The 12,946-nt window shown below is 65.5% G+C and carries 9 protein-coding genes, 1 pseudogene and 1 riboswitch; of the genes and pseudogenes, 2 read left to right on the top strand and 8 right to left on the bottom strand.

Features of this window, described 5'->3' with window-relative positions:
• Window positions 1-119: 119 nt before the first annotated feature.
• A complete protein-coding gene (locus QZ772_RS06490; RefSeq protein WP_114804611.1) occupies window positions 120-1,301 on the bottom strand; it encodes an isovaleryl-CoA dehydrogenase in 1,182 nt (393 codons plus the stop codon).
• 118 nt (window positions 1,302-1,419) lie between these two features.
• Between QZ772_RS06490 and QZ772_RS06485 the strand changes: the two are divergent.
• Window positions 1,420-2,463 (top strand): annotated as a pseudogene (locus tag QZ772_RS06485) (AraC family transcriptional regulator).
• A gap of 77 nt (window positions 2,464-2,540) precedes the next feature.
• Here the strand turns inward: QZ772_RS06485 and QZ772_RS06480 are convergent.
• The 5 genes from QZ772_RS06480 to thiC all read right to left on the bottom strand — a co-directional run bounded on the left by QZ772_RS06480 (window position 2,541) and on the right by thiC (window position 7,836).
• Window positions 2,541-3,467: a class I SAM-dependent methyltransferase gene (locus tag QZ772_RS06480; protein WP_295524135.1), complete on the bottom strand. Its 927-nt coding sequence runs from the start codon at window positions 3,465-3,467 to the stop codon at window positions 2,541-2,543.
• Between the two features lie 108 nt (window positions 3,468-3,575).
• Complete coding sequence (locus tag QZ772_RS06475; RefSeq protein ID WP_295524133.1) at window positions 3,576-4,568, bottom strand: VTT domain-containing protein; 993 nt, start codon at window positions 4,566-4,568, stop codon at window positions 3,576-3,578.
• Window positions 4,569-4,578: 10 nt separating this feature from the next.
• Window positions 4,579-5,400 carry a DUF3047 domain-containing protein gene (locus tag QZ772_RS06470; protein ID WP_295524131.1) on the bottom strand — a complete coding sequence of 274 codons (822 nt, stop codon included), beginning with the start codon at window positions 5,398-5,400 and terminating at the stop codon, window positions 4,579-4,581.
• A gap of 251 nt (window positions 5,401-5,651) precedes the next feature.
• On the bottom strand, window positions 5,652-5,858 hold the full coding sequence (locus QZ772_RS06465) for a hypothetical protein (protein ID WP_295524129.1): 207 nt from the start codon (window positions 5,856-5,858) through the stop codon (window positions 5,652-5,654).
• Between the two features lie 112 nt (window positions 5,859-5,970).
• On the bottom strand, window positions 5,971-7,836 hold the full coding sequence (thiC, locus tag QZ772_RS06460) for a phosphomethylpyrimidine synthase ThiC (protein ID WP_295524128.1): 1,866 nt from the start codon (window positions 7,834-7,836) through the stop codon (window positions 5,971-5,973).
• Between the two features lie 116 nt (window positions 7,837-7,952).
• Window positions 7,953-8,061: riboswitch (TPP riboswitch) on the bottom strand.
• Window positions 8,062-8,356: 295 nt separating this feature from the next.
• Between thiC and QZ772_RS06455 the strand changes: the two genes are divergently transcribed.
• Complete coding sequence (locus QZ772_RS06455; RefSeq protein ID WP_295524126.1) at window positions 8,357-12,241, top strand: hypothetical protein; 3,885 nt, start codon at window positions 8,357-8,359, stop codon at window positions 12,239-12,241.
• A 51-nt stretch (window positions 12,242-12,292) separates the two neighbouring features.
• Here the strand turns inward: QZ772_RS06455 and QZ772_RS06450 are convergent, their stop codons facing one another.
• Entirely contained in the window at window positions 12,293-12,568 is a 276-nt protein-coding gene (locus tag QZ772_RS06450) for a LysR substrate-binding domain-containing protein (RefSeq protein ID WP_295524125.1), read from the bottom strand.
• Window positions 12,553-12,762 (bottom strand): hypothetical protein, encoded by a 210-nt coding sequence (locus QZ772_RS06445; RefSeq protein ID WP_295524124.1) that lies wholly within the window; start codon window positions 12,760-12,762, stop codon window positions 12,553-12,555. Before QZ772_RS06445 ends, QZ772_RS06450 begins: the two co-directional genes overlap by 16 nt.
• Window positions 12,763-12,946: the final 184 nt, after the last annotated feature.

Raw genomic sequence — 12,946 nt, 5'->3', positions numbered from 1 at the left:
CTCCCTCCCCCTCTGGGGGAGGGCAGGGGTGGGGGCCGCGGCATTCGACCGTGGCGCCGCGCTTGCAGCCGTGGCAGGCCCCCATCCCAACCTTCCCCCAGAGGGGGAGGGAGCAAAGGCTAGGCCGTTTCTGCGAACAGCTCGCGGCCGATCAGCATGCGGCGGACCTCGCTGGTGCCGGCGCCGATCTCGTAGAGCTTGGCGTCGCGCCACAGGCGCTCGACCGGGAAGTCCTTGGTGTAGCCCACCCCGCCCAGGGCCTGGATCGCCTCGCCGGCCATCCAGGTGGCCTTCTCGGCCGCGTACAGGATGGCGCCGGCCGCGTCCTTGCGGAAGGTCCGCGCATGGTCGGCCGTGTCGCAGGCGCGGCCCACCGCGTACACGTAGGCGCGGCAGGCCTGCCAGGTGCTGTACATGTCGGCGACCTTGCCCTGCATCAGCTGGAACTCGCCGATGGCCTGGCCGAACTGCTGGCGCTCGTGCACGTACGGAATCACCGCATCCATGCAGGCGGCCATGATGCCCAGCGGCCCGCCGGAGAGCACGGCGCGCTCGTAGTCCAGGCCGCTCATCAGCACCTTGGCGCCGTTGCCCTCGCCGCCCAGGATGTTCTCCTCGGGCACCTCGCAGTTGTCGAAGAACAGCGGATAGGTGTTGCTGCCGCGCATGCCCAGCTTGTCGAGCTTGGTGCCGGCGCTGAAGCCCTTGAAGCCCTTTTCGACCAGGAAGGCCGTCATGCCGCGCGCACCCATCTCGGGCTCGGTCTTGGCGTAGATGACCAGCGTGTCGGCATCGCCGCCGTTGGTGATCCACATCTTGCTGCCGTTGAGGACGTAGTAGCCGTCCTTCTTGTCGGCGCGCAGCTTCATGCTCACCACGTCGGAGCCGGCATTGGGTTCGCTCATGGCCAGCGCGCCGACGTGTTCGCCACTGACGAGCTTGGGCAGGTACTTCTTCTTCTGCGCCTCGCTGCCGTTGCGATGGATCTGGTTGACGCACAGGTTGGAATGCGCGCCGTACGACAGGCCCACCGAGGCCGAGGCGCGCGACACCTCTTCCATGGCGACGATGTGGGCCAGGTAGCCCAACTCGGTGCCGCCGAATTCTTCTTTCACCGTCATGCCGTGCAGGCCCAGACTGCCGAGCTTGGCCCACAGGTCGCGCGGAAAGAGGTTCTCGCGGTCGATGTCCGCGGCACGCGGCGTGATCTCGTGGGCGCAGAAATCGGCGATGGCCTCGCGCAGGGCGTCGATGGTGTCGCCCAGGCCGAAGTCCAGGCCGGGCAGGCGTTGTGCGGACATGCGTCGTCTCCGTGGAAAGTGTGCGAAAGCCGGTCCAGCTTACGCCTGGGGGATTCGCATTTGGCGACACAATGGTTGCAAATCCCGCCATCGACCGATGTCTCGGGTTATCCACTAGATGCCCTCTCCCCGCTTCCTCAAACCCCAGCGTGCGGCCACGCCGATGGCCTTCGTGCGAGCCATCGTGCAGGGCTATGCCCGCTATGGCGTGGACCCCGGCGCGGCCCTGCGCGCGGCACAGATCACGCCGCGCGAGCTGTGGCGGCCCGAGGCCCGCGTCACCGCGGCGCAGTTCGAGGCGCTCAACGAGCATGCGATGCAGGAGCTGGACGACGAGGCCCTGGGCTGGTTCAGCCGACGCCTGCCCTGGGGCAGCCACGGCATGCTGTGCCGCGCTTCGATCACCGCGCCGGACCTGGGCGTGGCCATCAAGCGCTGGTGCCGCCACCACCGGCTGCTGGTGGACGACATTGCGCTGCGGCTGGAGGTGGAGGGCGAGGTCGCCTCGGTGTGGATCGAGGAGCGGCGCCCACTCGGCAGCTTCCGTGAGTTCTGCCTGGTCTCCAGCCTGCGCTTCCTGCATGGCTTTGCCAGCTGGGCCATCGACTCGCGGCTGTGGCTGCAGGAGGCGCACTTTCCCTTCGACGCCCCCCCGCATGCGGATGCCTACGGGCTGATGTTCAGCGGCCGCATCCACTTCGGCGCGACGCGGGCGGGCTTTCGCTTCGACGCGCGCTACCTGGCGCTGCCGCTGCTGCGCGACGAGGCCGCCCTGCGCACCATGCTGCGCCGCGCCCTGCCGCTGACCGTGCTGCAGTACCGGCGCGACCGGCTGCTGGGCCAGCGCGTGCGTGAGGCGCTGCGCACCCATGGCGCGCAGGCCGCGACCGCGGAGGGCCTGGCGGCGCTGCTGCACATCTCCAGCCGCACCCTGCACCGGCAGTTGCTGGCCGAAGGGCTGAGCCTGCAGGGCCTGAAGGACGAGGTGCGCCAGCAGCAGGCCATCTAGCTGCTGCAGCGCACGGCGCGGCCGGTCAAGCAGGTGGCGCTGGCGGTGGGCTTTCGCAACGAGAAGAGCTTTTCGCGCGCCTTCCGGGAATGGACGGGACAGAGCCCGGGTGCGTTCCGGGCCGCGGCGGCGCAGCAGAAGCCTGAGGCCTGAGCGGCGCAGTCATCGCCTGGCCTCGGCCCCGCGCATTGAGTGCGCCCGGGCGCACCGGCACGCAAGCCCCCGGCGAACTACGCGCCCGCGGGCGCCGCGTACACCAGCACCTTCAAAGCCCGGTCGGCCGACACGTCCGCGAACGCCGCCGGATTGGCCACCCGCTCGACGAACTGCAGTGATGGCGCCAGCTCGCGCATCTGGTCCTGCAGGAAGGCCACGCCCAGCTCCGGCGCGTTGAGGCACAGCAGCGCATGGCCGCCCGGCGCCAACAACTCGGGCAGGCGGCGCATGAGCCGCGCATAGTCCTTGGTCGCCACGAAGCTGCCCTTCTGGTAGCTGGGCGGATCGACGACCACCAGGTCGTAGGGCCCGCCGCGCGTGACCTTGCCCCAGGTCTTGAACAGGTCGTGCGGCAGAAAGCTGGCGCCGCCTTCCACGCCATTGAGCCGGTGGTTCTGCTGGCCGATGGCGATGGCGCCCGCACTCATGTCCACATTGACCACGCGGCCCGCGCCCGCCTGCAGCGCCACCACCGAGAAGGCGCAGGTGTAGGCGAAGAGGTTGAGCACCGCGGCGCCCGGCCGGGCCGCGACATGCGCCCGCACCCAGCGCCGCCCCTCGGCCATGTCGAGGAAGAGGCCGTGGTTCTGGCCACGCAGCACATGCACGCGGTAGCGGGCGCCGTCTTCGCTCACCACATGCGGCTCGGGCACGGCGCCGGCCATCAGCCGCGTCTCGCTGCGACCCTCGTGGCGGCATTGGTAGACCCAGTTCAGCGGCTCGCCGGGCGCCACCTGCGACCAGCGGGCCTGCAACGCATCGCCCACCTGCGCGAGTTCGTCGTCGGCCAGCGGCCTGAAGCTGGTGAGCACGAAGACCGGCGGGTAGGCGTCCAGCGTCAGGTGTTCGCAGCCGGCGTACAGGCCGCCGCGGCCGTGGAAGATGCGGTGCGCGTCGGCGCCCGGTTGCAGGTGATGGATGGCATCGAGAAGCGCTTGCATGGGGCGAGGGTGCCACGAAAACGCCTTGCTTCCGGCGCGGCCCCGCGGCGCATCCGAGGCCGGCGCCGTGCACCGTCCGTGCTGTACGACGGGCGCGACCCCGCCCGCTCAGGCCGCGCCGCTCGCGCCCAGCGACGCGGGAACGACCGGCGCGGGCACCTCGACCACCTCCACCCGGCCGGCGAGGTCGGAGGCCGTCCAGGCCGAGAGGCCGCCTTCCAGCACGCGCACCCGGGGCAGTCCGGCGGCCATCAGCACGCGCGCTGCCGCGACGGCCGAGGCATCGTCCGGGCAGTCGCAGAACACCACCAGCTCGCGGCCATCGGCCAATGGGCCGAGTGCCTGCGGAAGCTCTCGCAGCGCGAAGCCGACCGCGCCCGGAATGGCGCGCGGGTCGATCGCCCGCACCGGTTCGCCCCGCATGTCGAGCACCGTCGGCGCATTCCCCTGCGCCAGTGCGGCGCGCAGCGCATCGACGCTGATGGTCACGATGTCGTCGGCACGGCGGGCCATCCGGCGCTGCTGGTAGCGCCACAGCAGAAAGGCCACCAGCAGCACGCCGCCGAGCACGGTGGCGGCCAGCCCCACGTTGGCGAGCACCGCCAGCACGTCGCGGATGGCGGCATGGAACACCGCCCCCAGCAGCAGGTAGCCCAGCGTCCAGACCAGGGCGCCGGCCGTCTCGAAGGCCAGGAAGCGGGCGTTCGACATGCCCAGCGCGCCCGCCATGGGCGGTGCCACCACCGACACGCCAGGCACGTACTTGGCCGCGATCAGCGACAGGCCGCCCCAGCGGCCGAGGATCGCTTCGCTGCGCGAGACGCAGGTGTCGGCCGAGAGCGAAACGCGGCACAGCAGCCGCATCACGGCATAGCCCCAGCGCCGCCCGGCCAGGAACCAGGCGCCGTCGCCCAGGATGTTGCCCAGCAGCGAGGCGAGGACGATGGCCACGGCATTCAGCGCCGAGCCGCCCATCGCCAGGCCACCCGCCACCACCAGAAACGGCACGGCCGGGACCGGTGCGCCGAGCCGCGCAGCCAGCGTCACCACCAGGACCACGGCGGGGCCCTGGGTGGCGAGCAGCGAGATGAGGTCGTTCATGGCAGCTCCGCTATTCGGCTGTGCCGCTGGCCGTGGGCCGCGCCTCGGCGCGCGCCGCGGTCGAGCCGACGAGGCTCAGGTCGGAGAAGTACGCCAGGCCGTGGCCGTGCGTGTTGTCGGCATCGGCCGAAACCACCACCGCCGCCACGCCGGGCGTCGCGCCCTGTGCCTCGCTGCCGAAGGCGCGGCGGTAGTCGGCGAGCACGTTGCGGCGCTCGCTCACCCAGGCGCCGGGCTGGGCGGCGGGGCCGGATTCGAGCACCACCATCTGCATGCGCTTTGTGAAGGCGTTGACCAGCATCTGGCCCTTGGCCTCCTTGGCGTCCCACACGTAGCACAGGGCTTCGCTGGGTACGTCTTCGCCCGAGACGGTGCGCGCCGCCCCGAGGCGCGTGCGCTCCAGCAGCGGCAGGCGGTCGGCCGGGAAGTCGAAGAACACGCACAGCTTGGCCGCGCCATCGTCACCCGTGCGGGTGCGCAGGTCGGCGCCATCGACGAACTGATCGACGCGCCAGCGCCAGCTGAGCACCGTCGACTCGTTCAAGGGCACCTGCACGCGGTGCGACAGCAGGCCATAGGAATCGTTGGCCTCGACCTTGAGGACGCGGCGCCCGTCTTCCGAGACGACGTCGAAGTGGGTGGGCGTCTTGTTGGGCAGCGTGCTGAAGTGCCAGGGTGCGGGCGGGACCGCGCCGGCGGCGGTCGAGAAGGGCGTCAGCGCATTGGGCTCCTGCGCCTGCACCAGCGGCGCAGCAAGCGCCAGGGCCAGCCCGGCACCGACGAGCAGGCCGGCGCCACGGCGGGCAGAGACGAAAACGGAAGCGATGTGCATGGACGGTCCCCGCAGGTGACGCCTCGCGCTCGGGTGGCGACGAAACGGTAGGGAACCGGTCGCGCGCGGGCAGCCGAAAGTGTGCCGCAGGGACGCCCGCCGATAAATCCTGCAAAAGGAATTACTTTGTCTCCCGCATGGGGACAATCCGCCGCCGCTCGCGCCCTTTCTTGGGGTGCGGTAGGCATCAATCCGTCAGCGCGCGCCGGCTCTGGTCAAAGAGGTGCGGGGACCGGGCACCGCGCCGGCCATCAAGCGGGGGAGGTCTCGCCTTCGCGCAAGGCGGTCTGCAGCGCGCGCGTGCCGCTGGCCAGTGCGGCTTCGTAGCTGTCGGCCGGCGATTCGCCCTCGCGCACGGTGCGCATCGGCTGGCCGTCGGCGTCGGTCTGCTGGAGCTTCCAGACGAAGGCGCCGGGTTGCGGCTCCTCCACGATGAGTTTGAGTGCAGGATGGGTCATGCGCAAACCGTGATCCTCCCGAAGCACGGCAGGCTGTCAGCCGCGTCCTACGCAGCTGTCGGTCAGACCAGCAAAGCCGGCGGCGGGCGGCTGAGCCCGCCGCCGCCCGGCCTCAGCCCTTGGCCGGCTGGATCGGCACGTAGAACTCGCCGCCGCCTTCGCGGAACTCGCGCGACTTGTCGGCCATGCCCTGCGCGGCGTACTCGCGCACTTCCTGCGTGATCTTCATCGAGCAGAACTTGGGCCCGCACATCGAGCAGAAGTGCGCCACCTTGCTCGAATCCTTGGGCAGCGTCTCGTCGTGGAAGTCGCGGGCCGTGTCCGGGTCCAGGCCCAGGTTGAACTGGTCTTCCCAGCGGAACTCGAAGCGCGCCTTGCTCAGTGCGTCGTCGCGCGCACGGGCGCCGGGGTGACCCTTGGCTACGTCCGCGGCGTGGGCCGCGATCTTGTACGCAATGATCCCCTGCTTGACGTCGTCGCGGTCGGGCAGGCCCAGGTGCTCCTTGGGCGTCACGTAGCACAGCATGGCCGTGCCCATCCAGCCGATCATGGCCGCGCCGATGGCCGAGGCGATGTGGTCGTAGCCCGGGGCGATGTCGATGGTCAGCGGACCCAGCGTGTAGAACGGCGCCTCGTGGCAATGCCTGAGCTGCTCGTCCATGTTGGCCTGGATCATGTGCATCGGCACATGGCCCGGGCCTTCGATCATGGTCTGCACGTCGTGCTTCCAGGCGATCTGCGTCAGCTCGCCCAGCGTGCGCAGTTCGGCAAACTGCGCCTCGTCGTTGGCGTCGGCGCCGCAGCCGGGGCGCAGGCCGTCGCCCAGCGAGAAGCTCACGTCGTAGGCCTTCATGATGTCGCAGATCTCCTCGAAGTGCTCGTAGAGGAAGCTCTCGCGGTGGTGCGCGATGCACCACTTGGCCATGATCGAGCCACCGCGCGAGACGATGCCCGTCATGCGCCTGGCCGTCATCGGGATGAAGGGCAGCCGCAGCCCGGCGTGGATGGTGAAGTAGTCCACGCCCTGCTCCGCCTGCTCGATCAGCGTGTCGCGGAAGATGGCCCAGGTCAGGTCTTCGGCCACGCCGCCCACCTTCTCGAGCGCCTGGTAGATCGGCACCGTGCCGATGGGCACCGGCGAGTTGCGCACGATCCAGTCGCGCGTGGTGTGGATGTTCTTGCCCGTGCTCAGGTCCATCACGTTGTCCGCGCCCCAGCGGATGGCCCACACCAGCTTCTCGACCTCTTCCTCGATGCTGGAGGTGACGGCCGAATTGCCGATGTTGGCGTTGATCTTGACCTTGAAGTTGCGGCCGATGGCCATCGGCTCGACTTCGGGGTGGTTGATGTTGGCCGGGATGATGGCGCGCCCGCGGGCCACCTCGTCGCGCACGAACTCGGGCGTGATGATCTTGGGGATCGACGCACCGAGCGGGTTGCCCGCCACGCGGCGTGCGCGCTCCTCGTCGGCCAGGTACTCGGCCATCCATTCGCGGCGGCCGTTCTCGCGCAGGGCCACGTACTCCATCTCGGGCGTGACGATGCCGCGGCGGGCGTAGTGCATCTGCGTGACGTTCATGCCGCTCCTGGCGCGGCGCGGCTGGCGCTGGAGCGCCGCGGCCTCGGCGCGCAGCTGGGTGATGCGCTCGTGCTCCTGCGGGGCCTGCTGCTCGGCATGCTTGGCACCGTCGTCCAGCGCCTGGCGGATGCGGCCTTCGTAGCTCTCGGTGTCGCCGCGCTCGTCGATCCAGGCCGCGCGCACGCCGGCCAGGCCGCGGCGCACGTCGATCTCGGCGTTGGGGTCGGTGTAGGGGCCGGAGGTGTCGTAGAGCGACACCGTCTCGCCGTTGGTCAGGCGCACGTCGCGCACCGGCACCTGCAGGTCGGGCCGGCTGCCGGCGATGCGGCCTTTGATGGAAGCGGGAAAGGGCTCACGCGTCAGCGCGAGCAGATGGGCGAACTTGTCGGGGGCGTTCATGGGGCGGACTCTCCAAAGCACATGGGTGGATGGATGCCCCGCCATCGGCGCCAAGGGGGATGCGAGTGGGCCCGGCCCCGCCGATGGATCGACGGACGGATGGACGGACACACGCGCCTTGGCGCTGCAGCTCTTCTTACGCTGGTACTAACCAGATCAAGTTCGCGGTTCCGGCGGTCAGGTCCGCCGTCTCAGCACGCCATACGTGCACCCCGGAGCGGGGGCGATTCTAGGCGCGGGGTGGATGATGTGGGGCGAGCGTCCGCCGCTGGGTGAACCATACGGTTGAGCGGACGCTTAGGCGGCTTGTTCAGACAATCGGGATCGCTGGGCCATGACAGACCAAGGGCGAACAAATAGCGTGACGTTGGTGGATACGCTGCGTGGTCCAGCCCGTTGTGACGATACAAGTCGTAGTTGCTGTTCCTGCGAACTACACGCGTTCGTTCGACGATCCAAGAAGCGCAAGTAAAGCCGTCCCGCAGGGACAGCTAGGCACTCCTACTGGTAAAGGACAAAAATGCCTTTTGATCAGCCATCCCTCTCAGCGGCCCTGACCAGTCTTTGCAGAGAACAAATATGCCTAGCAGGGCAAAGATATACGCCCGGCGTAGATCCACGAGCGCCTAATCTTCGGATCGCCGCGTTATCCACCGCCATCGACAACATCTCATGTGGCGATCCTGCGAGACGGCGCTTCCAGGCGGTCCTCGATGATTTCGGCGAAGCATGGAGCCATGCGAAGAGTCATAGCCAGCGACGAGCGGACATCGACCAAATTTTTGAGACAGCCAGCATTTCACTCCCAGCAATGATGAGCCGTCTGCGTTCGCGTGATGCCAACGCTGGCGAGGAGTGGGTTGCACGCCTCACCCAGATCGAAGTCAGATTGCTGGAGGACGTCGCCCATTGGCGGGCCGAGGAGGCCAAACTTGCGCCGGACGAAAGTTCTTCTGCCGCGCGCAACGCTGCGCGCACCAACTTGAATGCTATCAGCCGCTGCCTGAGCGTCATTCGTGACGAGACAGAATACGCCAAAAGCGCCTCGTTCAAGCTGCTTTTCGACCCCAGCCTCCTAATTCGTGGTGAGTGGGGCACTGGCAAAACGCACTTTTTGTGCGACGTCACCAGCGAACGGCTTGCTAACGGGTCTCCAACAGTCTTAGTGCTAGCAAAGAACTTCGAGGGTCACGTACTTGCAGATTTATGCGCACGTCTAGGCGCACCAGCATCGATCAATGAAAGGTTTGCCGAGCTGGAGGACGCTGGTCGAGGAGCAAAGGGTCGGACTGTCTTCATCGTCGATGGAGTAAATGAGGGACGAAGGCGCGAGTGGCGGCAAGCGATCCGCACACTGCTATTACTTGTCGCCGACCATCCCAACGTCGGGTTGGTCGTGACGTGTCGGACGCCGTTTGAGGCAATGGCCATTGAGAAGACCGACCTGGAGAAATTTCACCGCCTTCGGCACTCTGGCTTCGACGACCAGGAGTTCGATGCACAGGCAGCCTTCTTTCAGTATTACCAACTACCGCTCCCTGAGGTTCCGCTGCTGGATCGCGAGTTCTCTCGCCCGCTTACGCTGAAGCTCATTTGCCAATCGCTACAAAGCCTTTCGGGCAAGAAGCTTGCGAAAGGGTTTGCGGGGATTGCCTCCGGACAGCGGGGAATGACGTTCGTGTTGGAGTCGTTCGTCAATCGCGTTGCGCAGCCGATCGAGCGAGCCTTCGGGCTGCAAGATAAAGGATGTTGGATCTTGCTGAAGGGAGACGACCGGCTTGCCGACAAACGGGTTTCCGGCTTCGCACCTTGTATGGCAGCGAAATTCCGCGGTTATGTCCTCCCGTCAGAGGCTGACCGAATCATTGGGGCAAGCGCACCTGCGTTACGCCCTGTTCAACGGCGCCAGCTTCTGGAAGCGATGCGAACAAATGGGCTCATCGAGGAGGACGTCATCTGGTACTCAACTCGGTCCGGACAGTACAAGTCTCGATTGGTGTATCGGATGCCTTATCAACGGTTCAGCGATCATTTGATCGCTAGGCACCTGCTGAAGGCATACCTGGATACGTCCACCCCCGCGGCCATCAAAAGCAGTCTTGCAGCCACCTCCCCTCTCGCGAGGGTCTTCCGGCTGACTGATCCAAATTTCGGCCAATACGCAGAGCCTGGGTGGGCGCAAGCCCTGATCACTGAATTCCCAGAGCGCGTAAGGACCAAGCTCCCTCCCAGGCAATGCGAGCTTCTTTTCTTACTGCCAAGGGAAACACAAAACCTCGACGCGTATTTCGAGCCGTTCATTGAGGGACTGTTCTGGAGAAATCCGACCGCATTCACCGAGGGCACGCGGTTGGTCATCAACCATTACTTGAGCGCCGATTCGCGGGCCTGGGAGCGCGTCGTAGACGCGTTGGCCGCGGTCGCGACAAAGCCCGATCATCCCTATCATGCCGAGCGACTGTACAAGTTTCTGTCGCGCTTTCCCATGGCGGACCGCGACCTGCGCTGGTCAGAATACTTGCGACGTAGATATGCCTCGCCGACGATTCATCGGCTGCTGACGTGGGCGGAGAAGCTGGATGCCGTGACAATGACGCGGGCCACAGCCGCCGAACTTGTTGTGCTGTTTTCTTTGGTCCTAACTACGGTTGTTCGCGCCGACCGCGACTTGGCGACCAAGGCACTCGTGCTAATCGGAGAGCAATATCCGGACGTATTGTTCTCCCACGCTGTGAAATCCCTAGACTTCAACGACCCATACCTGCCAGAGCGAGTGCTTGCAGCCGCTTACGGTACGACCCTCTCTTTAATCGATTCAAAGAATGCGTCATCTTTTCGACCGCAGCTTGGAGACTTGGCGCAGAAGCTTTATCGGCGAATGTTCGCTCCGCGAGCGCGCTATGCAACGCACCACGCCCTTATGCGGGACTACGCGCTTGGCATCATTGAAGTTGCCCACCGAGCCGCGTGTGTAAAGTTGCCGAAGACGGCTACCCGCCACCTAAGTCGGCCATTCCCGAACACTCTGTCGCGGTTCGCTAGCGACGGGAAGCCTGACGCGTCGATCCAGGATGCCATCGGCCACGCCATCCAGATGGATTTCGGCAACTACACGATCGGCTCTCTAATACCCAATAGGGCGAACTATGACGAGACGAAACCTGAGTACGTACAAGTACGAGCAAAGATCGAGCGCCGCATATTCGACCTAGGATATCGAGACGAGCGATTCAAACGCTTAGATTCCGAAATCGGCCAAACCTCCTGGAATGCCCGCGACGAAAACAAGGTCGACCGCTACGGGAAAAAGTACTCTTGGATCGCATACTTTGAGATGTGGGGAGAACGCAATGCGCACCGAAAGCTACCGGATTGGCGCCAGGACGTCCGGCCTGCCGACTGTGGGGCAGATCCCACTTTTCCCAAAGCGCCGCCCGACTGGACACCGCCTTTGCCGGACCTATTCGGGTCACCTGCTGCGAGCACTGAGGACTGGGTTGCAGGCGGCTACACCCCAAGTTGGCAGTCCCTCCTGGTGGTCCCGGAAATCAACGGACACCAAGGCGATTGGGTGCTCGTTGAAGGATTTGTCCAAGGGACTGATGCTGCTCATGACCGTGAACTGTTTGCTTTCCTGCGAGGCGTTTTCGTTGCCAAGAAGGATGTAGACACACTTCGCTCGAAGTTCATGTCGATTGATTACCCTGGAAATCACAAGATCCCAGATGGAGCCGATGAGTATTACTTGTTCGCTGGCGAACCAGGTCACCGTCACAACTTTGCGCAGTCTCTTCTAAACCGCAATGATCGATACCGCCGGCAACTGAGATGGGCGTTCGAAAACTATGAGCAGGACTTCAGCGTCGGAAAACAGCAGTCGCTCACCATTAAGCGCATTTCATTGCCAGATGCAGCAACTGGCGACCAAGAGGGTTCTGTTCTTGAATTCAAAATTCCCGTCACCCGCCATATTCCAGGTGTCAAAATTGAGCTACCCTCCATCGGGTTCAGATGGGAGTCCTATCACTCCCCGCATAACACTGTCTCAGGATTCGACATTCCCGCGCCGAGTCTAATCCAGCGCCTTGGTATCTCTTGTCGAGACCGTGGAATCGACTTCTTCGATTCAAGTGGACGGCCCGCCACACTCTATCGGCGAGCAGGTGAGGGCTATTTTGGCAACAAGCACCAGTTGTTCTATATTCGGGCAGACCTGCTTCGCCATTACCTAAATGAAACCCGCCAGGTTCTAGTTTGGTGTAATTGGGGCGAGCGTGATTGGCTCAAAAAGATGGACGGGCCTAAATTGCTACGCACCGAGGAGAGACAGCGTGTCTTTCAGACTTACGCACATATTCATCGGGCGTTTTCTCAATGGTCGGCCAAGGACTGCGTCGTCATGTAGGAATTGATGAGGCGTTACCGCTCCACATACCGCGGTCCCAGAGCGCTCAAATCAGCGCCTTACTGCCATCTTCGCCCTGTGACGCTGGCACCAACTACGCAGCAGGCAAACACAGCTCACCCCCTGGAGCCCCGCCAAATGCTCATTCACCATCGCAATGAATGTCCGCAGACGGTTCAGCCGCCGCAGGTCGCGGTAACCCATCCAGATCTCCCGGGCGGGCGGCTCTTCCGGCAGGCTCAGCCGGCGCAGGCCGCCCAGCTGCTTGCCCATCACCTGGGGCAGCACGGCGATGCCGATGCCCTGGCTGCTTATGCGAGCTTGCACGTTGCGTTGTTGGACGCCAGCAGCGGCCGGGCATTGGGAAAGCGGCTCTTCAGCCACGCGATGTCCGGGAACTGGCCGGTCGAGGTGTCGTGCGTAATGAGCCGAAAGCCGGCGCCATCGCCGAGCACCGGGTCGGGTGAGGCTGTCGCGACGTGGACGCTGTACGGCAGACGCACCAGCTTGCGCTGCACCACGTCAAGCTCGTGAAGGGGGACGATCCGGAACGCGATGGCGGCCCCCCGCTGCGTCAAGGGGAACAGGCGCCTGTCCGTCGCACAGCGGCCACCGCGCACATCGCCGCGGCGAAGCCCCCTCCGGGTAACTGCTGACCCCCCACCCCCCCTTCCCCCCTAGCATCCCCAAATCGCTCACATATTA

This window comes from uncultured Pseudacidovorax sp., assembly GCF_913773995.1.
Lineage (GTDB): Bacteria > Pseudomonadota > Gammaproteobacteria > Burkholderiales > Burkholderiaceae_C > Xenophilus.
Note: the sequence above shows the minus strand (reverse complement) of the source record. Positions and strands in the feature narration are given on the sequence as shown.

Excerpts from the sequence above, each read along its gene's own strand:
- QZ772_RS06465 (WP_295524129.1), bottom strand. The coding sequence starts at position 5,858 with ATGACCCATCCTGCACTCAAACTCATCGTGGAGGAGCCGCAACCCGGC.
- QZ772_RS06480 (WP_295524135.1), bottom strand. The coding sequence starts at position 3,467 with ATGCAAGCGCTTCTCGATGCCATCCATCACCTGCAACCGGGCGCCGAC.
- QZ772_RS06490 (WP_114804611.1), bottom strand. The coding sequence starts at position 1,301 with ATGTCCGCACAACGCCTGCCCGGCCTGGACTTCGGCCTGGGCGACACC.
- thiC (WP_295524128.1), bottom strand. The coding sequence starts at position 7,836 with ATGAACGCCCCCGACAAGTTCGCCCATCTGCTCGCGCTGACGCGTGAG.
- QZ772_RS06470 (WP_295524131.1), bottom strand. The coding sequence starts at position 5,400 with ATGCACATCGCTTCCGTTTTCGTCTCTGCCCGCCGTGGCGCCGGCCTG.
- QZ772_RS06455 (WP_295524126.1), top strand. The coding sequence starts at position 8,357 with ATGCCTTTTGATCAGCCATCCCTCTCAGCGGCCCTGACCAGTCTTTGC.
- QZ772_RS06475 (WP_295524133.1), bottom strand. The coding sequence starts at position 4,568 with ATGAACGACCTCATCTCGCTGCTCGCCACCCAGGGCCCCGCCGTGGTC.